General features: G+C 71.7%; 16 protein-coding genes. 14 read left to right on the plus strand and 2 right to left on the minus strand.

All coding sequences use genetic code 11. The features are described from left to right. The 9 genes from AB0J76_RS33180 to AB0J76_RS33220 are packed head-to-tail and all read left to right on the plus strand — an operon-like array spanning position 1 to position 11415. A complete protein-coding gene (locus tag AB0J76_RS33180; protein ID WP_352326110.1) occupies positions 1–1947 on the plus strand; it encodes a beta-galactosidase in 1947 nt (648 codons plus the stop codon). After that, on the plus strand, positions 1944–3275 hold the full coding sequence (gene gcvPA, locus AB0J76_RS33185; protein ID WP_352326111.1) for an aminomethyl-transferring glycine dehydrogenase subunit GcvPA: 1332 nt from the start codon (positions 1944–1946) through the stop codon (positions 3273–3275). Before AB0J76_RS33180 ends, gcvPA begins: the two co-directional genes overlap by 4 nt. After that, positions 3272–4828: an aminomethyl-transferring glycine dehydrogenase subunit GcvPB gene (gene gcvPB, locus AB0J76_RS33190; RefSeq protein WP_352326113.1), complete on the plus strand. Its 1557-nt coding sequence runs from the start codon at positions 3272–3274 to the stop codon at positions 4826–4828. Before gcvPA ends, gcvPB begins: the two co-directional genes overlap by 4 nt. 3 nt (positions 4829–4831) lie before the next feature. Beyond that, positions 4832–6034, plus strand: a complete 1203-nt coding sequence (locus AB0J76_RS33195; RefSeq protein ID WP_352326114.1) for an NAD(+)/NADH kinase — start codon at positions 4832–4834, stop codon at positions 6032–6034. Continuing rightward, complete coding sequence (locus tag AB0J76_RS33200; protein WP_352326115.1) at positions 6031–6786, plus strand: SDR family NAD(P)-dependent oxidoreductase; 756 nt, start codon at positions 6031–6033, stop codon at positions 6784–6786. The genes AB0J76_RS33195 and AB0J76_RS33200 overlap by 4 nt, the downstream gene beginning before the upstream one ends. 35 nt (positions 6787–6821) lie before the next feature. Then, positions 6822–8111, plus strand: coding sequence for a sugar ABC transporter substrate-binding protein (locus tag AB0J76_RS33205; protein ID WP_352326116.1), 1290 nt, complete (start codon positions 6822–6824; stop codon positions 8109–8111). A 3-nt stretch (positions 8112–8114) separates the two neighbouring features. Further along, positions 8115–9044, plus strand: coding sequence for a sugar ABC transporter permease (locus tag AB0J76_RS33210; protein ID WP_364391629.1), 930 nt, complete (start codon positions 8115–8117; stop codon positions 9042–9044). 10 nt (positions 9045–9054) lie between these two features. Then, positions 9055–9876, plus strand: a complete 822-nt coding sequence (locus AB0J76_RS33215; protein WP_352325200.1) for a carbohydrate ABC transporter permease — start codon at positions 9055–9057, stop codon at positions 9874–9876. Continuing rightward, positions 9877–11415, plus strand: a complete 1539-nt coding sequence (locus AB0J76_RS33220; RefSeq protein ID WP_352325199.1) for a glycogen debranching protein — start codon at positions 9877–9879, stop codon at positions 11413–11415. A 9-nt stretch (positions 11416–11424) separates the two neighbouring features. On the opposite strand, the gene AB0J76_RS33225 is transcribed toward AB0J76_RS33220, so the two are convergent. Next, positions 11425–12777: a serine hydrolase gene (locus tag AB0J76_RS33225; protein WP_352325197.1), complete on the minus strand. Its 1353-nt coding sequence runs from the start codon at positions 12775–12777 to the stop codon at positions 11425–11427. A 133-nt stretch (positions 12778–12910) separates the two neighbouring features. Between AB0J76_RS33225 and AB0J76_RS33230 the strand changes: the two genes are divergently transcribed. Together AB0J76_RS33230 and AB0J76_RS33235 are read left to right on the plus strand one after the other, a co-directional pair. Beyond that, positions 12911–14641, plus strand: coding sequence for an ATP-binding protein (locus AB0J76_RS33230; RefSeq protein WP_352325196.1), 1731 nt, complete (start codon positions 12911–12913; stop codon positions 14639–14641). Continuing rightward, a complete protein-coding gene (locus tag AB0J76_RS33235; protein WP_352325195.1) occupies positions 14634–15311 on the plus strand; it encodes a response regulator transcription factor in 678 nt (225 codons plus the stop codon). Before AB0J76_RS33230 ends, AB0J76_RS33235 begins: the two co-directional genes overlap by 8 nt. Before the next feature lie 41 nt (positions 15312–15352). Here the strand turns inward: AB0J76_RS33235 and AB0J76_RS33240 are convergent, their stop codons facing one another. After that, complete coding sequence (locus tag AB0J76_RS33240; RefSeq protein ID WP_352325194.1) at positions 15353–16198, minus strand: fused MFS/spermidine synthase; 846 nt, start codon at positions 16196–16198, stop codon at positions 15353–15355. Between the two features lie 25 nt (positions 16199–16223). On the opposite strand from AB0J76_RS33240, the gene AB0J76_RS33245 reads away from it, so the two are divergent. The 3 genes from AB0J76_RS33245 (at position 16224) to AB0J76_RS33255 (ending at position 19080) form a co-directional block, all read left to right on the plus strand. Beyond that, entirely contained in the window at positions 16224–17756 is a 1533-nt protein-coding gene (locus AB0J76_RS33245; RefSeq protein WP_352325193.1) for a penicillin-binding transpeptidase domain-containing protein, read from the plus strand. Positions 17757–17831: 75 nt separating this feature from the next. Further along, positions 17832–18479, plus strand: a complete 648-nt coding sequence (locus AB0J76_RS33250) for a hemolysin III family protein (RefSeq protein ID WP_352325192.1) — start codon at positions 17832–17834, stop codon at positions 18477–18479. Between the two features lie 58 nt (positions 18480–18537). Continuing rightward, the gene (locus AB0J76_RS33255) at positions 18538–19080 is read left to right on the plus strand and encodes an HdeD family acid-resistance protein (protein WP_352325190.1); all 543 of its coding nucleotides are present in this window, start codon (positions 18538–18540) and stop codon (positions 19078–19080) included. Positions 19081–19112: the final 32 nt, after the last annotated feature.

Here is a 19112-nt window from a genome sequence, read left to right on the forward strand (position 1 = left end):
GTGGGGCTGACCCGGATACCGGGGCTGCTGTTCGGCGGGGACTACAACCCCGAGCAGTGGCCGGAGGAGGTGTGGGCCGAGGACGCGCGGCTCATGGCCGAGGCCGGGGTCAACATGGCGACCGTCGCGGTGTTCTCCTGGTCGCGCCTGGAGCCCGAGCGCGGGGTCTACGACTTCGGCTGGCTCGACCGGGTCATCGACCTGCTGCACGAGCACGGCATCGCCGCCGACCTGGCCACCGCGACCGCGACGCCGCCGCCGTGGCTGGTGCGCGAGCACCCCGAGATGATGCCGGTCAACGCCGACGGCGTGCGGCTGGAGTTCGGCTCCAGGCAGGGCTACTGCCCGAGCTCGCCGGTCTACCGCGAGCACGCCGTACGGATGGCCACCGCGATGGCCGAGCGCTACGGCGACCACCCGGCGCTGGCCATGTGGCACATCGGCAACGAGTACGCCGACCACACGCTGGAGTGCTTCTGCCCCGAGTCCGCCGCCCACTTCCGCCGCTGGCTGGAAGAGCGGTACACGACCGTCGGCGGCCTCAACGCCGCCTGGGGCACCTCCTGCTGGGGCCAGCACTACACGTCCTTCGGCCAGGTCGAGCCGCCCAGGACGGCCCCGGGCCCGGTCAACCCCGCCCAGCTGCTCGACTGGCGGCGGTTCTGCAGCGACGCCCTCCTGGAGCTGTTCCTGGCCGAGAAGGCCGCGCTGCGCGCGATCACGCCGGACGTGCCGGTCACCACGAACTTCATGAGCATCCTGCACGGCCTCGACTACTGGAAGTGGGCCGCGGCCGAGGACCTGGTGAGCGACGACGCCTACCCCGACCCGGCCGACCCGACCTCGCACGTGCAGGTGGCGCTCAGCTACGACCTCATGCGCTCGCTGCGGCAGAAGCCGTGGCTGCTGCTGGAGTCCGCGCCGTCCGCGGTGTCCTGGCGCGAGGTGAACGTCCCCAAGCCGCCCGGCATGATGCGCCTGCACAGCCTCCAGGCGCTCGCCCACGGCTCCGACGGCGTGATGTTCTTCCAGTGGCGGCAGGCCAAGTACGGCCCCGAGAAGTTCCACTCGGCGATGTTGCCGCACGGCGGGACGCGTACCCGCGGCTGGCGGGACACCCTGGCGCTCGGCGCCGACCTGCGGCGGTTGTCGGAGGTCGCGGGCAGTGAGACCCGCGCCCAGGTCGCGCTGGTGCTCGACTGGCCGAGCTGGTGGGCCCTGGAGGCGCCGGAGTCCATGCCGTCCAACCGGCTCAGGCTCAAGGAGCTGCTGCTGGCCTGGTACGCCCCGCTGCACGCCAGGGGCATCGCGGTCGACCTCGTGCCGCCCGGCCGGGACCTGTCGCCGTACGAGCTGGTCATCGCCCCGAACCTGTACATGTGCACCGCCGAGCAGGCCAAGGCGCTGGAGGCCTACCAGGGCAGGCTCGTCGTCGGCCCGTTCAGCGGCGTCGTGGACGAGAGCGACCAGGTGCACGAGGGCGGCGCGCCCGGCCCGCTGGCCGGCCTGCTCGGCATCGCCGTGGAGGAGTTCTGGCCGCTCGCCGACGGGGACGTCCAGCGCACCGGCCTGGGCGAGGCCCGCACCTGGGCCGAGTGGATCAGGCTGGAGGGCGCCGAGCCCGTCGCCCTGTTCGAGGGCGGCGACCTGGACGGCCTGCCCGCAGTCACCCGCAAGGGCACGGCAACCTACGTCGGCTGCCTGCTCGACGACGTGACGCCGGTGCTGGAGCCGCTGCTGGACGGCATCGACCGCATCGACGTGCCGCAGGGCGTGGAGGCCGTCAGGAGGGGCGGCCACCTGTTCCTCCTCAACCACACCACCGCCCCGCAGCCGGTCACGCTCCCGCACCCGGGGACGGACCTGCTCACCGGGGCCGAACTGCGGGGCGGCATCGAGCTGGCCCCGCGCGACGCCGTCGTGCTCAGGATCGAAGGAGACAAGTGACGCACCCGTACATACCCAACGCCGAGCCGGGCGTACGAGCCGAGATGCTCGCGGCGGTCGGCGCGTCGAGCGTCGACGAGTTCTACGCCGACATCCCCGCCGAGCTGCGGCTCGACCGGCCCCTCGACCTGCCGGCGCCGTTCACCGCCGAGCGCGACCTGGTGCGCCACATGAAGGGGCTGTTCGCCCGGACCACCGACACCGAGGAGGCGCTCAGCTTCCTCGGCCACGGCTGCTACCCGCACCACGTGCCCGCCGTCTGCGACGAGGTCAACTCCAGGAGCGAGTTCCTGACCGCGTACGCGGGCGAGCCGTACGAGGACCACGGCCGCTTCCAGGCCCTGTTCGAGTACGTCAGCATGATGGGCGAGCTCCTGGAGATGGACGTCGTCAACGTCCCCACCTACGACGGCTTCCAGGCCTCGGGCACCGCGCTGCGCATGGCCTGCCGCTACACCAAGCGGTCGAAGGTGCTGGTCACCGGGGCGATCGGCGCCGACAAACTGAGCAAGCTGCGTGACTTCCTGGCCCCCGACATCACCATCGAGCTGGCCCCGGTGGCCGAGGACGGGCAGATCGGCGAGGTCGCGCTCGACGACTCCTACGCCGCCCTGTACCTGGAGACCCCGAACGTCTACGGCGTCGTCGAGACCCGTGGCCGGGAGCTGGCCGACCACGCGCACGCCGCCGGCGCGCTGCTGGTCGTCAGCGCCGACCCCATCTCGCTGGGCGTGCTGGCCCCGCCCGCCTCCTACGGCGCCGACATCGTCTGCGGCGACATCCAGTCGCTCGGCATCCACCAGAACTACGGCGGCGGCCACGCCGGCTACATCGCCACCCAGGACCACGAGCCGCTGGTCGCCGAGTTCCCCTCGCGCCTGTTCGGCATCGCCCCGACGAAGGTCCCCGGCGAGTACGGCTTCGGCGACGTCTTCTACGACCGCACCTCCTTCGCCCTGCGCGAAGAGGGCAAGGAGTGGGTGGGCACGGCCGCGGCCCTGTGGGGCATCACGGCCGGGGTCTACCTCGCGCTCATGGGCCCGCAGGGCATGAAGGAGCTCGGCGAGACCGTCCTGGCCCGCACCCGGTACGCGATGGACGCCCTGGGCCGGTCGGTCACCGTCCGGCACGCGGGCTCGGTGCACTTCCGCGAGTTCGCGATCGAGGTGGCCGACTCCGCGTCGCTGCTCGCCGCGCTGCGCGAGCGCGGCATCTACGGCGGCGTCCCGCTGGACGACCGCACGGTGCTGGTCTGCGTGACCGAACGCCACACCATCGACGACATCGACCGGCTCGCGGCAGCCGTACAGGAGGTTGTGCAGGCATGAGCGGGCACGGAGCCGAGTCCTTCGCGGAGCTGCCGGTGGCGCCCAAGCCGCCGCTGCGCCGCTTCCACCAGGCACGCTGGGACGAGCCGATCATCTTCGAGCTGTCCAGCCCCGGCCGCCGCGGCATAGCCGTGCCCGAGCCGGGCGCGCCGAAGGTCGAGCTGCCCGAGGGCGTCGGGCGGGCCACCCCGCCGAAGCTGCCCGAGATGTCGCAGCCGCACGTGGTGCGGCACTACCTGCGGCTGTCGCAGGAGAACCTGGGCGTCGACCTCAACATCGACATCGGCCAGGGCACCTGCACGATGAAGTACAGCCCGAAGGTCAACGACCAGTTCGCCAACGCGATCGCCGAGCTGCACCCGCTGCAGCACGAGGACACCGTGCAGGGCGTGCTGGAGATCTACTGGCGGCTGGAGCGCATGCTGGCCGAGATCTCCGGCATGTCGCGGGTGTCCCTCCAGCCCGGCTCGGGCTCGGCGGCGATCTACGCCAACATCGCCATGATCAGGGCCTACCACGCCGCCCGCGGCGAGGGCCACCGGGACCAGGTCATCACCACGATGTTCTCGCACCCCTCGAACGCGGCCTGCGCCAAGGTCGCCGGGTACGAGGTCATCACCCTCATGCCGGACGCCAACGGCCTGCCCGACATCGAGGCGCTGCGCGCCGCCGTCGGCCCGCGCACGGCCGCCCTGATGATCACCAACCCCGAGGACACCGGCATCTACAACTCCCGGATCAAGGAGTTCGTGGACCTGGTGCACGAGGTCGGCGGCCTGGCCTGCTACGACCAGGCCAACGCCAACGGCATCCTCGGCATCACCAGGGCCCGCGACGCCGGGTTCGACCTGTGCCACTTCAACCTGCACAAGACGTTCTCCACGCCGCACGCCTGCGGCGGCCCGGCGGCCGGCGCCTGCGGCGTCTCGCCGGAGCTGGAGCCGTTCCTGCCCGGCCCGGTCGTCTCCTTCGACGGCGACTCCTACGGCCTGGAGACGCCCGCGCAGAGCGTCGGCAAGATCCGGCCGTTCCTCGGCGTCACTCCGAACATCGTGCGCGCCTACGCCTGGATCATGACCCTGGGCGCGAAGGGGCTGCGCGAGGTGGCCGAGACCGCGGCGCTGAACAACAACTACCTGATGCACAAGGTGCTGCAGATCCCCGGGGCCTCGGCGCCGTGGAACCAGCGCCGGATCGAGCAGGTCCGCTACTCCTGGCAGGAGCTGTCGGAGGAGACGGGGGTGCACTCGGAGGAGATCGGCGTGCGCGCCGCCGACTTCGGCGTCCACTACTGGACCAGCCACCACCCGTACCTGGTGCCGGAGCCGTTCACGCTGGAGCCGACGGAGTCGTACTCGCGGGAGGACCTGGACGAGTACGCGGCGATCCTGGAGCACGTCGCCTCGGAGGCGCGGCGGGATCCGGAGTTCGTCAAGGGAGCGCCGTACAACCAGACGATCCACAAGATCGACCCGACGCCGCTCGACGACCCCAAGCAGTGGGCGCCGACCTGGCGGGCGTACGTGCGCAAGCACCTGGCCGCGGGCGGCTGAGCCATGACGTCCGGAGGGAACGGCGTGATCGGGCTGGTCGTCAACCCGGTCGCCGGGCTGGGCGGGTCCGTGGGGCTCAAGGGCAGCGACGGCGCCGACGTGCAGCGCGCGGCCCTGGCCAAGGGCGCCGAGCCCAAGGCCGGGCGGCGGGCCGCGCAGGCCGTCGCCACGCTGCTGGCCCGCCGTCCCGGGGCCCGGCTGGTGACCGTGGCGGGGGCGATGGGCGAGGACAGCGCCCGCGCCGCCGCGGTCCCGTACGAGCTGGCGCCCTCCGGCGTCCAGGGCAACGACGTGAGCACGGCCACGACCACGGCCGCGGACACCCGGGCGGCCGTCGCCGCGCTCGCCGGCGTGGACCTGCTGCTGTTCGCCGGCGGCGACGGCACGGCCCGCGACGTGCTCGACGCCGTGCGGGAGCTGGGCGGCCAGGCGCCGCCGGTGCTCGGGATCCCGGCCGGGGTCAAGGTGTACTCGGGATGCTTCGCGCTCAGCCCGGCCACCGCCGGGTTCGTGGCCGCCGACTTCCTGGCCCGGCCGGACAGCGTCGAGGCCGAGGTGGTGGACCTGGACGAGGAGCGCTACCGCCGCGGGCTCGTCAGCCCCCGGCTCTACGGTAGCCTGCGCGTCCCGGCAGGTCGCGCGGCCCTGTCGGGACGCAAGGCGGGCTCCTCGGACGCGGTTCCGGCCACGGTCGAGGGCATCGCCCGGGAGGTCGCGGCCCGGCTGCGGCCGGGGGCGCGCTACGTGCTCGGTCCCGGCGCCACCACGGCGGCCGTGGGCAGGGAGCTCGGGCTCGCCACCACGCTGCTCGGCGTGGACGTGGTCGAGGCCCGCGCGGGCGGTGGCGCCGACCTGGTGGCCGCCGACGTGACCGAGGGGGAGCTGTTCGAGCTGGTACGCGGCCGGGAGACGGTCATCGTGCTGTCGGTGATCGGCGGCCAGGGCTTCGTGCTCGGCCGCGGCAACCAGCAGGTCTCGCCGCGGGTGCTGGACGAGGTGCTCGGCGGCGTCCCCGGTGACGGCGACCGGCTGGTCGTGCTGGCCACCCAGCAGAAGCTGGCCGGGCTCGGCGGACGGCCGCTGCTGGCCGACAGCGGGGACCAGGAACTGGACCGGAAGCTGTCCGGGCACGTACGGGTGATCACCGGATACCGCGAAAGCACGATTTATCGCATTTGTGCGGCAAGTGAGGAGTTCTACGGATGAACAGGCTCGATGGCAAGGTCGCGATCGTCACCGGCGGTGCCTCCGGCATCGGCCGGGCGACGGCGTTGCTCTTCGCCGAGGCGGGCGCCCAGGTCGTCGTCGCCGACATCGACGGCGCCGGGGCCGAGGCGACGGCCAAAGAGATCACGCGGACGGGTGCGGCCGCGGTGGCCGTCCAGGGGGACGTGTCCGCGGAGGAGGACTGCCGGCGCATCACCCGCACGGCCGTGGACACCTACGGCGGCCTGCACGTCCTGTTCAACAACGCGGGCATCATCCGCCGCACCACCGCGCTCGACCTCGACGCCGACGAGTGGGACCGGGTGATGGCGGTCAACGTGCGCTCGGTGTTCCTGATGTGCAAGCACGCCATCCCGCTCATGACCGAGGGCGGCTCGATCGTCAACACGGGCTCCGGCTGGGGCCTCAAGGGCGGTGGGAACGCGATCTCTTACTGCGCCTCCAAGGCGGCCGTCGTCAACATGACCAGGGCGCTGGCGATCGACCACGCCAAGGCCGGGATCCGGGTGAACTCCGTCAACCCCGGCGACACGAACACCCCGATGCTGCGGGACGAGGCCCGTCAGCTCAACGAGGACTGGGCCGCCTTCGAGGCCGACGCCGCCGACCGGCCGATGGGCCGCTCGGGCAGCCCCGAGGAGATCGCCCAGGCCGTCCTCTTCCTGGCGAGCGACGCCGCCAGTTACGTCACCGGTTCCGCTCTCGTCGTCGACGGCGGCGGGCTCGCGTAGCCCCCAACAGCACCACCCCCCCGAAGGAGCCCATCATGAAGCGTGCGCTGGCCGTACTGGGTCTGCTCGCCACCGCCGCCACCGCCTGCAGCGGCGGTGGAGGGAACGTTCCAGGCGTGAGCGGGAACGCCGCCGCAGGGCAGGTCACCATCCGCTGGTCCACGTGGGGATCGGCGGAGGACGTCAAGCTCTACGAGTCCTTCACCAAGGACTTCGAGCAGCGTCACCCCAACATCAAGCTCAAGCTGGAGTCCGTCGCCAAGTACGAGGACTACCACCCCAAACTGCTCGCCCAGCTCACCAGCGGCACGGCCCCCGACGTGTTCTTCGTGGGCGACGACAACATCGGCAAGTTCGTCTCCGCCGGTGTCGTCTCGCCGCTCAACGACCAGCTCGCGGGCCCGGACTCCAAGAGCAAGCCCGAGGACTTCTTCGAGGGCGTGTACGGCGGCGCCAAGAAGGACGGCAAGATCTACGGCGTCCCGAACGACACCAACCCCGAGGTCCTCTGGTACGACAAGAAGGCCCTGAAGGCCGCCGGCATCACCGAGGACCCGGCCGCCCTCAACGCCTCCAAGCAGTGGACCATGGCCAAGTACCTGGACATGAACGCCAAGCTCAAGGCCGCGGGCCTGGGCGGGTCCGTCTACTGGAACTGGTACGGATCCACGTACTCGGTCATCTCCGGCTTCGGCGGCAAGGTCTGGGACGGCGGCAAGTTCGTCGCCACCACCGACCCCAAGTCCCGCAAGGCGCTGGAGACCCTGGCCAAGGGCTACCAGGACAAGACGTTCCTGAGCGCGGACCTGCAGCCCGCGAGCAACAGCGGGAACACCCAGCTCATCAAGCACAAGGTCGGCTTCTACGCCGGCGGCCGCTGGGTGATCGACATCGTCAAGAAGGGCGGTGAGCTGGACAACTACGACATCGTCCCGTTCCCGTCCGAGACCGGCGAGCCGATGCCCGGCGCCGTGGCGGCCTCCTACCTGTCGCTCAACAAGGGCACCAAGCAGCCCAAGGAGGCCTTCACCTTCCTGACGGAGTTCGTCAGCAAGGAGGGCCAGCTCCTGCGGCTCAAGGACGGCGGCGCGGTGCCCTCGATCAAGGGCGCCGAGCAGGTCGTGCTGGCCGGCAACTACCCCGCGCACGCCCAGACCTTCCTCGACGTGCGGGACACCGGCTTCGCGAACTACCCCGAAGAGGTCGCGGTGCCCGGCCTGACCGCCTCGATCAACGAGCACCTGATGAAGGTCTGGCAGGGCAAGCTCGGCTTCGAGCAGGGCATGACCGAGCTGCAGACCCTCGTCGACGGCAAGCTGGGCTAGCGGATGGCCGTGCTCGCCGGGCCGCGCGGCAAGACCGCCGCGCGGCCCGCCAAGAAGCTGCGCGACCGCGACGGCTGGTGGGCCGCGATCTTCCTCGCGCCGCAGGTCGGCGCGCTGGTGGTGTTCCTGGTGATCCCGCTCGGGTTCGCCGTGGTGCTGGCCTTCATGAACTGGGACGGGCTCGGCGAGAAGTCGTGGGCCGGGCTGTCCAACTTCGCCGCCCAGCTCACCGACCCGCTGTTCGGCCGCGCGGTGTGGAACACGGTCAAGCTGGCGCTGCTGACCGTGCCGTTCGGGCTGGCCCTGGCGGTGCTGATCGCGGTGGCCCTGAACAGCATCAAGGGCAGCAACGTCTACCGGGTCGTGTACTTCATGCCGGTCGTCACCAGTTCGGTGGCCGTCGCCCTGATGTGGCAGGTCATCCTGGCCGGCGACGAGAACGGCGTGCTGAACACCTCGTTGCAGCGCTGGTTCGGCGTCAGCGGCCCCGACTGGCTGCTCGACCCGGGCTGGGTCATCGTGGCGATCGCCGTGGTGACGATCTGGTCCTCGCTCGGCCTCAACGTGGTGATCTTCATGGCCGGGCTGCAGACCATCCCGCCGCAGGTCGTCGAGGCCGCCCGGATCGACGGCGCGAGCTCCTTCCGGATCTTCCGGTCGGTCACGCTGCCGCTGCTGTCACCCACGATCTTCTTCTCCACCGTGGTCGCGGTGATCAGCTCGTTCCAGGCGTTCGACCAGATCTACGTGCTGGTGGACCCGAAGGACAACGAGGGCGCGCGCACGATCGTTTACCACATCTTCGATCTCGGCTTCAAGAAGTTCGAGTTCGGGCCGAGCAGCGCGGCCGCCCTGATCCTGCTGGTGCTGACGCTGCTCGTGACGCTGGTCCAGTTCGCCGCGCAGAAGCGCTTCGTCCACTACGACTCGTGAGGCGGTACGCATGAGATCACGGCAGATCGGACTGCACGCCGCGCTCACGGTCGGCGGGCTGCTGATGTTGTTCCCGTTCGTGTGGATGTTGTTCACCTCCGCCAAGGGCGTGCGGCAGATGATCAACGACCCGACCGCCTGGCTGCCCGACCCCTGGACCTGGCAGAACTATCCCGACGCGCTGTCAACCATGCCGTTCGGGCTGGCGTACTGGAACAGCTTCTACATCGCCGCGCTCAACGTGGTGCTCACCCTGCTCACCTCGGCCATGGCCGCCTACGCCTTCGCCCGGATCAGGTTCAGGGGCTCGGGCGTGCTGTTCGTGCTGTTCCTGGCCACGCAGATGGTGCCGTCGCAGGTGACGATCGTGCCGCTCTACCTGATGCTGGCCAAGTTCGGCTGGATCGACTCGCACCTGTCGCTGATCGTCCCGTCGCTGGCGAACCCGTTCGCGGTGTTCCTGCTGCGCCAGTTCATCAGGGCGGTGCCGATCGAGCTGGAGGAGGCGGCCAGGATCGACGGCGCGGGCCGGTGGCGGTGCTTCTGGAGCATCGTCCTGCCCAACATCCGGCCCGGTCTCGGCGCGCTCGGCATCATCGTGTTCCTGGCGTCCTGGAACTCGTTCCTGTTCCCGCTGATCTTCCTGAACACGCCGGAGCTGGCCACCGTCCCGCTGCTGCTCAGCCAGTTCGCCCAGCAGCACGGCGCGACCGACTACGGGCAGATCCTGGCGGCCTCGGCGATCGCCGTGGTGCCGACGCTGATCGCGTTCCTGATCGGGCAGCGGAAGATCATCAACTCGATGGCCGCCTCCGGCCTGGGAGGAAAGTAAGTGCTGGACCTGCGCGAACGTCCCTTCACCGAGCGCGGCTCGCGGCTGCTCGTCATGGCGGCCGACGACGGTTCGCTGCGCGTCGCCGAGGCGCTCTACGAGACCCGGCTCGACGACACGACCGTCCGCGCCGGGCTGCGGTTCTACGCCGGTTCCCGGGAACTGCGCGTACGCCGGGCCCTGCCCCACCGGGTGGAGTTCGACGGTGACGTGACCCTGGCCTTCGCCGACCCCGACACCCTCGTCGCGGTCGGCGAGGGCGCCAGGGCCGTCTGGGACGGCGGCGAGGCCGCCGTGGACGGCTGCCTCACCCTGGCCGGCGAGCGGACCGTCACCGACGGCGCGAAGGTGCTGGCCGAGGCCGCCGAACGCTGGGCCGCCTGGTTCGCCCGGATGCCCGCCGTCCCCGGCGAGCTGCGCGAACGCGCCGAGCAGGCCTGGTGGACGCTGGCCGTCAACCTGGTGCGCATCCAGGGCAGGGAATCCCTCGTCCCCTCCAAGTACGGCTACGTCGGCCTGTGGAACTGGGACTCCTACTTCCACGCCATCGCCCTGCGGCACGCCGACCCCGCCCTGGCCAGGGAGCAGATCCGCATCCTGCTCGACAACCAGCGCCCCGACGGCCTGATCCCGGACGTCGTGCACGACCACGGCGTGCTCGCTGAGACCACCGACCTGCCCCGCTCCGACCTGGCCCGGCTGGCCCAGCACGTCGGCGGCGAGCCGATCCGGCACGTCGTGCCCGTCACCAAGCCGCCGCTGACCGCCTGGGCGGTGTGGAAGATCCACGAGGTGGACCCGGACCCGGGCTTCCTGGCCGAGGTCTACGAGCCGCTGGTCAGGTCGCAGCAGTGGTGGTTCGCCCACTCCGACCCGGACGGCGACGGCCTGGCCGAATACCTGCACCCGTACTCCTCGGGCCTGGACGACAGCCCCATCTGGGACGGCGGCCCGCGCGCCGAGCCCCCGGACCTCAACTCCTACCTGGCCCTCCAGTACGACCGCCTCGGCGACATCGCCGCCGCGCTCGGCAAGGACGCCGGCGAGTGGCGGGCCAGGGCCCAGGCGCTGGTGGACCGCATGGTCGAACGCCGCTGGAACGGCCGCCGCTTCGTCACCAAGGTCGCCGGCGCGGCCGACGCCGACGTGCGCACGCCGCTCGACCTCATGCCGCTGCTCACCGGCCGCCTCCCGGCCGGGATCGCCGACCGGCTGGTCCAGGACCTGACCTCGCCCGCCTTCTGGGGCGAGCGGCCGGTCCCGACGGTGGCCTTCGACGACCCGCGCTTCGACCCCGACGCCATGTGGCGCGGCCCGGTCTGGCTGAACGTCAACTACCTGCTGATCGACGGCCTGCGCCGCTCGGGCCACCCGGACGTCGCCGCCGAGCTCGCCGCCCGCACCCTGGCCATGGTGCGCGACGGCGGCGGCCTGTACGAGTACTGGAACCCCCTCACGGGACGGCGGGCGGGCCGCGCCACGACCGGCTTCGGCTGGTCCTCGGCCCTGTTCGTCGACCTCGCCCACGCCGCCCTCTGAGAGCGCCGGCTACGAGAACTTGACCAGCCCGAACGCCCCCCGCGTCAGCACCAGCAGCTCCTGGGCCACCGGGCCCTGCTGGAAGGGGGTGTCCGGGTTCACGGCCGTCGTGGACACCACGTACGTCCGGCCGGCGGCCGTACGGGCGAGGAAGCTCATGGCCAGCAGGCCAGGCTCCGAGCCGCCCTTGTGCCACACGACGGGCCACTGGTTCCTGTCCAGCCGCAGCCCCGCGTCGGTGATCGACAACACCTCGCCGACGCGGGGGTCCTTCAGCCGGGCCAGGCCGCTGTAGGCGCGGCAGACCTGGGCGGGCGTGGCGAACCACTCCAGCCGGTCCAGCTCGCGCGGCTCGGCCCACGGCCGCACCTTCGACAGCGGCACCTTGTCCACGACCCCGGCCAGGTAGCCGCGACGCGCCGACGTGCCGAGCGACAGGTACCGCTTGGCGTGCCTGGGGTAGTCGGCGCCCTTGAGCACGAACAGCTCCCGGGTCGTCAGGAACGGCACGTTGCGCCGGTCGCCGCCCCACGAGCGCACGACCCGCTCGACCGCCTTGCGACCGGCCTGGTGGATCAGCAGGTCGGTGGCGGTGTTGTCGCTGATGGAGATCATCAGCCGGGCCGCCTCCAGCACCGTCACCTTGCTGTTGTCCGGGCGGTCCTGGAGCTCGCCGCTCGGCAGGCTCTTCAGCTCGGGTTTGATCGTCAGCTCGGTGTCCCAGCCGAACGCGCCGCTCCTGATGCGCTCGGCCACCGCGCCCAGCACGTACAGCTTGAACATCGAGCCGAGCGGGAAGGTCTTCTCGCCGGCCACCGCGTGGACCGGGCGGCAGCGGCCGTCGCCGGTCAGCTCGGCGGCCAGGAAGCCGGCCCGCGGCGCGGCCTGGCGCAGCCGCTGGTCCAGCTCCGACCAACTGGCCGGCGCGACGCCGGTGAACTCGATGTAGTCGACCTTCCCGGCGCCGTCCACCCCGAGCGCGAGGGTGAACGCCTTGCCGGCCGCCGTGACGGTCGCCGACAACGACCGTTCCTGGGCCTGGTCCAGCCGGTCCAGCCGCATGTCCTCGAACCCGGCCAGCGCCTGGTTGAGCTGCGCCGGAGGGATCTGGGCGAGGAAGCCCGGCGCGAAGTGCCCGGCCAGCTCGGCCTCGCCGACCGGCAGCCGGGTGACCGCCTCCAGCAGCCAGCGGAGCTGCCGGCCGACGGGGGTGTCGGGGATCTCGGCCGCGGCGCTCGCCGTCGGGGAGGCAGCGGGGGAAGCCGTGACGGTGGCCAGGGCGGGCACGGGCTGCGTCGCGCAGGCCGTGACCGCCGCGGCCATGACGGCCGTGGCCAGTGCGGGGAACCTGTAGTGAGACATGTGCCCAGCCAACAGCCGCGGGCGGGCCCGCGCCCACCATACGGGCCGCCGTTCCGGCAGGTGGGGCTGTCCGTACGGAATGTGCGGTTAACCTCATAGACGCCCTTTCGGTTCCCCTTGACGATGGTGGTCCATGAGTTCCAGGCTGCTCGCCGGGTCGCTGGCGACCATCGGGTCCGGGAGCGTCCTGGCCGGCGCGCTGCTGGAGTCCGGGCTGCCCGTGCCGCCCCAGGAGTGGGCCTTCGCCGTCCTCGGCGTCGTGCTGCCCGGGCTGGGCTGGCTGCTCACCGTCCGCCGCCCCGACCTGCGGTACGGCTGGCTGTTCCTGGCCGCCGGAGCGTGCCTCGGCCTCGGCGCGCTCGGCACGGGCGTGGCGATCAGGTTCCACCACACCGGGCCGGTCGTCGTCTGGCTGTCCGCGCTCTTCGCCGTCTTCTACGGCCTGACCTGGGTCTTCGTCCCGCTGCTCTTCCCCGACGGCCGCCTGCCGTCCCGCCGCTGGCGGCCCGTGGCGTGGGTCGGCGGGATCGCGATCGCCATGCACACGGTGGGGCTCGGGCTGTTCGGCGGGAACCTGGCCCGGCCGCGCGAGCTGACGGCCGGATCGATCTGGGCGGCCGCGGCTGGCGGGCTGGGCCAGTTCCTCGTCTTCCTGACGGCCGTCGTCGTCCTCGCCGGGCTCGTGGTCCACTGGTGGCGCAGCCAGCCGCCCGAGCGCGGTCAGTACGCCTGGATGGTCGCCGGCACCGCCGTCCAGCTCTTCGCGGGCGTGCTGCTGCTGTTCCTGATGGACGCGCAATTGTGGGGCGCCGCGCTGGTCGGCCTGCTCGCGGTGATGACGGCGCTGCCGGTCGCCGTCCTGGTGGGGATCGTGCGGCACCGGCTGCTCGACATCCGGTTCGGGCTGCGGGGCTCCCGCCTGCACCTGATCTTCGACCTGCGGCCCACCGTGGACGAGGTGCTGTCCGGCCTCGGCACCGCGCTGGCGGCCACGCCCGAGCCGGTCGAGCAGCTCGGCAGGCTCGCCGCCGCCGTCCGCGACGGGCTGGAGGCCAGGTGGGCGGCCGTGACGCTGGCCGACGGCACCCGGGTGGCCGCGGGCGAGGAGGAAGGCGGGACGGCGCTGTCCGTGCCGGTGCGCGGCGGCCTCGGCCGCATCGAGCTCGGCCCGCGCCGAGCCGGCCGGTACGACCGGGAGGACCGGCGCTTCCTGGAGGCCCTGGCCGTGCCCGCCGGGCTGGCCGTCCAGAGCGCCGGGCTGGTCGCCCGCCTGGTCAACGCCCAGGAGGCCGAGCGGCGGCGGATCGAGCGCAACATCCACGACGGCGTGCAGCAGCAGCTCGTCGCGCTCATCGCCGGGCTGGAGCTGGCCCGCGTCACCGGCGCCGGCCCCGACGCGCTGGCCCGCCTGCGCGAGCAGGCCCGCCAGACGCTCGCCGACCTGCGCGAGCTGGCCGCCGGCATCCACCCGTCGGCCCTCAGCCAGGGCGGCCTGGTGGAGGCCGTCGAGGAACGCTGCTCCGGGCTGCCCGTGCCCACGACCGTCACCGCCGACCCCGGGCTGCGGGCCCGGCGGTTCGCCGACGAGGTCGAGGGCGCGATGTACTTCACCGTCAGCGAGGCCGTCGCCAACGCGCTCAAGCACGCCGCCGCCGTCCGGATCGAGGTACGACTGACCCTGGCGGCGGGCCGCGTACGGGCCACCGTGGCCGACGACGGCAGGGGCTTCGACCCGGCCACCGCCGCCCGCCGCGGCCTGGCCACGCTCGCCGACCGCCTGGACGCGCTGGGCGGCGGCATGGAACTCGACAGCGAGCCCGGAAAGGGGACACGCATGCACGCCTGGGTGCCGGCCGATGCCTGAGCCCGTCCGCACGGTCGTCGCCGACGACCACTACCTGGTGCGCGAGGGCACCCGGCAGCTGCTGGAACTGTCCGGCGAGGTGACCGTCGTCGGCGCGGTCGGCGACGCCGACGAGCTGCTGGACGCCGTGCGCAGGCTGGAGCCGCAGGTCGTCGTCACCGACATCCGCATGCCCGGCGGCGAGTGGCGGCCGGGCTTCGAGGGCATCGACGCGGCCCACCGCATCAGGGCCGGCCACCCCGGCACCGGCGTGGTGGTGTTGTCGCAGTTCTCCGACGCCCTGTTCGCCTTCGAGCTGTTCAAGCACGGGACGGCCGGGTTCGCCTACCTGCTGAAGGACCGCGTGGGCGACCTCGACGAGCTGCTCGGCGCGATCCGGGCGGTCGCCGCGGGCGGCTCGGTCATCGACCCCAAGGTGGTCGAGGGCCTGCTGGCCAGGCGCGAGGTCCGCGGGCAGGGGGAGTCGCTGACCCCGAGGGAGCGGGACGTGCTGCGCGAGATGGCCCACGGCCGCTCCAACGCCGGCATCGCCCGCGCCCTGCACCTGTCGATCTCCTCGGTGGAGAAGAACGTGAACGCCATCTTCACCAAGCTGGGGCTGGAGAACAGCGGCGACGTGCACCGGAGGGTGGCCGCCGTGCTGGCCTACCTGGGGCCGTCCGGCCGCTGACCCCGCTGTCTGGGCGCTGACCCCGCCGTCCGGGCGCCGGCTCAGCCGAAGACGGCCGGGGGCGGGACCGGGGCGAGCACGGCGTCGCCGTCCTTGATGGGGTAGGCGCCGCCGATGAAGTTCTGCAGCGTCTCCCCGTGCACGCAGCGCGCCTGGGTGAGGCCGCCGGCCGCGCGCCGGGACAGCAGGTCGAGCGGCAGTTCCGTGCGCGAGGCCGCGACGATCAGGTTGCCGAACCGGCGGCCCCGCATGATCCCCGGCTCGGCCAGCAGCGCCACGTGCCGGAACGCGTCGCACACCGTGGCCAGCAGCCGCTTGGCGAACGCCAGGCCCTTGCCGTCGGCCATGTTGATCAGCAGCGTGCCGTCGGGGCGCAGCACGCGGGCCAGGTCGCCCATGTACTCGGCGGTGGCCAGTTCCACCGGCATCGTGGCGCCGGTGAACGCGTCGAGCACGACCAGGTCGGCCGAGTCGTCCCACACCTTGGCCGTGCCCTCGCGGCCGCCGGCCACGATGACCTTCAGCCGGGGGACCGAGCGCAGGTCGAGCTGCTCGCGGACCAGGTTGACCAGCAGGCCGTCGGGCTCGATCACGATGTGCCGGGAGCCGGGGCGGGTGGCCGCGACGTACCGCGGGATCGTGCACGCGCCGCCCCCGATGTGGACGCAGCTCAGCGGCCCCTCCGGCAGGAGGTCGATGACGTCGGCCATGAGCCTGACGTACTCGAAATCCAGAAATGTCGGGTCTTGTAGGTCAACGTACGACTGAGGTACGCCATCCTTGGACAGCACCCAGCCGTCCTGCCTGTCCAGGTCCCGGAGAAGCTCGACCTCGCCGAACGTCACCGGATAACGGCCAGGCATCGGTTCCCGCTGTCCACGTGCCACGCTGATCCCTCCCTGGGAGAACCGTATGCGACGCAAGAGGTTGATTGTGCTCGTCATCGCGGTTGTCGCGGTATTGGCGGCGGGCGCCTTCGCCGTTCTGGCCGCCGGGCACGTCAAGGGCAGTGCCGCCAAGACCGCCGCCGCGTACTTCGACGCCTGGCGGAAGGGCGACGTCGCGGGCATGGCGCTGCTGGTCGACCGGCCGCCGGCCGACTTCTTCGACCGGCACCGCCAGCTGTCGGAGAACCTGCACGTCGAGTCGATCCGGCTCACGCCGGGGCCGGTGCGCGGCACGGGGGAGGAGTCGGCCGAGGTGCGCTTCGCGGGCGTGCGGGAGCTGACGGACCTCGGGCCGTGGCCGTTCGACAGCACGCTGCGGCTGGGCGTGCGCGACCGGGCCTGGCGGGTGCTGTGGACGCCCGAGACGCTGCACCCGCTGCTCAAGGACGGCGGCACGCTGGAGGTGGAGGAGGTCGATGCCCCGGCGGCCGAGCTGGTCACCAGCGAGGGCGCCAAGATCCCCAACGACAGCTACGCCGACGCCTACCTCGACCCGCTCAAGCCCGAGTTCGCCAAGGCCAACCACGGGCTGGAGCTGGTGTCGCGGGCGCCGGGACGGCCTGACAAGGTGCTGCTGACCCGCCTGCCGAAGGCGAACGTCGAGCGCACCACTCTGTCGCAGCCGGTCCAGGCCGCCGCCGCGCGGGCCCTGGACGGCGTGGCGAACTCCTCGATCGTGGTGCTCAGGCCGAGCACGGGCGAGATCCTGGCCCTGGCCGACCGGCTGGAGGACAACTTCAGCGCGGTGCGCGACGCCTTCCCGCCCGGCTCCACGTTCAAGACGATCGTCGCCGCCGCGCTGCTGGAGAAGGGGGTCGCCACGGGCGACGAGATGGGCTGCCCGGCCTCGTACGCACCGGACTTCTCGGCGGCGATCAGCAACGACGGCGACGTGGACCGGGGGACCGTGACCTTCGCCGACGCCTACGCCTACTCCTGCAACACCACGTTCGTCGAGCAGGCCACCACCCGGCTGTCGCTGGAGGACCTGCGCCGGACCGCCGCCCGCTGGGGCTTCGACCGGCCGATGGCGACCGGCGTGGGCGGCCGGTGCGGCACGATGCAGCAGACCGAGGGCACGGACATGTTCTCCCTGGACGTCATCGGCCAGGGCACGGTGGTGGCCACCCCGCTGTGCATGGCCGCCGTGGCCGCCGCCGTGCAGAGCGGCACGTGGCGCTCGCCCCGCCTGCTGTCGGAGGACGACGTGCGCCGCGTGGACGGCGAGCCGTTCCCCGACGTCAAGCTGGACGAGGGCGTGGTCGGGGCGTTGCGGGAGATGATGGCCGCCGTCGTGGACCACGGGACGGCGAGCCAGGCCGGCCTGCCGGAGGGCGTGGCGGGCAAGACGGGCACCGCCGAGGTGCAGGACCAGACCTCGCACGGCTGGTTCATCGGCTACCGGGGCGACCTGGCCTTCTGCGTGTTCGTCAGGAACGGCGGATCGGGCCGCTCGGCGGCGGTGCCGATCGCCGTGCGCTTCCTGAACGGCCTGTGACGGCCCGGCCCGCGCGGACGCCTTGTGACCTTTGGCACTTCAGCTCAATCCGTAACCTACGGTACCGTAGGTTACATGACGACCATCACCGTGAAGCCGAGGCTGCGTGGCTGGTTGCACACCGGGGCGCTGCCGGTGACGCTGGTGGCCGGGTTCGTGCTCGTGGCGCTCGGCCCGACCCTGCAGGCCCGGCTGGCGGCCGGCGTCTACGCGATCACCTCGGGGCTGCTGTTCGGCATCTCGGCGACCTACCACCGGGGCACGCTGGGGCCGCGCCTGGCCGAGGTGCTGCGCAGGTTCGACCACGCCAACATCTACCTGATCATCGCGGGCACGTACACGCCGTTCGGGCTGCTCGCCCTCGACGGCGCGGCCAGGGTGGCCGTGCTCTCGGTGGTGTGGGGCGGCGCGCTGGCCGGGGTGCTGTTCCGGGTGTGCTGGATGAACGCGCCGCGCTGGCTCTACACCGTCCTGTACCTGGCGCTGGGCTGGACGGCGATCTTCGTGATGCCGCAGCTGCTCGAAGGGGCCGGGGTGGCCGCCGTCGTGCTGGTGGCCGTGGGCGGGGTCTTCTACTCGGCCGGCGCGATCGTCTACGGGCTGCGCCGTCCGGATCCGTCGCCGCGCTGGTTCGGCTTCCACGAGGTCTTCCACGCCTGCACGATCGCCGCGTACCTGGTGCAGTACATCGCGGTGTCGATCGTGGTCTATTCCCACATGTAGGTCGACATTTGACGCAAAGCTGGTCTGTTTTCGCACCAATCACGGAAAGCAGACCAGTATGCAGGAACTTACGCGTTCGTGGTGGCTGCTGCTCGTCCGCGGCATCGCCGCGATCATCTTCGGTGTGCTGGCGTTGATCTGGCCGGGAATCACTCTGCTGGTGCTGGTGATCTTCTTCGGTGCGTACGCCATCGTCTCCGGCGTCTTCGAGCTCTTCGCCGCCTTCCGGCACGGCGCCCGGTCACGGGCCTGGCTGATCTTCTCCGGCATCGTCGGCATCGTGGCCGGCATCATGGCCTTCGCCTGGCCCGGGATCACCTCGCTCGCGCTGCTCTACCTCATCGCCTTCTGGGCCATCGTCTCCGGAATCTCCGAGATCGTGGCGGGCGTGCGGCTGCGCAAGTCCATCGAGAACGAGTGGATGTTCATCATCGCCGGCATCCTGTCGGTGATCTTCGGTGTGCTGCTCCTCATCTGGCCCGGCGCCGGAATGCTGAGCCTCGTCTGGCTGATCGGCATTTTCGCGATCCTGTATGGAATCGCGATGATTGTGCTGTCACTTCGTTTGAAGAAGTTCACTCGCGGGGCAGGAATACCGTAAATTTTACGGATACGACCGGGTTCCCTGTATGG

The organism is Nonomuraea sp. NPDC049624 (assembly GCF_040675255.1).
In the GTDB taxonomy this organism is placed as follows: Bacteria; Actinomycetota; Actinomycetes; order Streptosporangiales; family Streptosporangiaceae; genus Nonomuraea.

Bases quoted from the DNA above. Each gene is read 5' to 3' on its own strand.
- gcvPB (WP_352326113.1), top strand. From the start codon at position 3,272: ATGAGCGGGCACGGAGCCGAGTCCTTCGCGGAGCTGCCGGTGGCGCCC.
- AB0J76_RS33195 (WP_352326114.1), top strand. From the start codon at position 4,832: ATGACGTCCGGAGGGAACGGCGTGATCGGGCTGGTCGTCAACCCGGTC.
- AB0J76_RS33200 (WP_352326115.1), top strand. From the start codon at position 6,031: ATGAACAGGCTCGATGGCAAGGTCGCGATCGTCACCGGCGGTGCCTCC.
- AB0J76_RS33205 (WP_352326116.1), top strand. From the start codon at position 6,822: ATGAAGCGTGCGCTGGCCGTACTGGGTCTGCTCGCCACCGCCGCCACC.
- AB0J76_RS33210 (WP_364391629.1), top strand. From the start codon at position 8,115: ATGGCCGTGCTCGCCGGGCCGCGCGGCAAGACCGCCGCGCGGCCCGCC.
- AB0J76_RS33215 (WP_352325200.1), top strand. From the start codon at position 9,055: ATGAGATCACGGCAGATCGGACTGCACGCCGCGCTCACGGTCGGCGGG.
- AB0J76_RS33225 (WP_352325197.1), bottom strand. From the start codon at position 12,777: ATGTCTCACTACAGGTTCCCCGCACTGGCCACGGCCGTCATGGCCGCG.
- AB0J76_RS33230 (WP_352325196.1), top strand. From the start codon at position 12,911: ATGAGTTCCAGGCTGCTCGCCGGGTCGCTGGCGACCATCGGGTCCGGG.
- AB0J76_RS33235 (WP_352325195.1), top strand. From the start codon at position 14,634: ATGCCTGAGCCCGTCCGCACGGTCGTCGCCGACGACCACTACCTGGTG.
- AB0J76_RS33245 (WP_352325193.1), top strand. From the start codon at position 16,224: ATGCGACGCAAGAGGTTGATTGTGCTCGTCATCGCGGTTGTCGCGGTA.
- AB0J76_RS33250 (WP_352325192.1), top strand. From the start codon at position 17,832: ATGACGACCATCACCGTGAAGCCGAGGCTGCGTGGCTGGTTGCACACC.
- AB0J76_RS33255 (WP_352325190.1), top strand. From the start codon at position 18,538: ATGCAGGAACTTACGCGTTCGTGGTGGCTGCTGCTCGTCCGCGGCATC.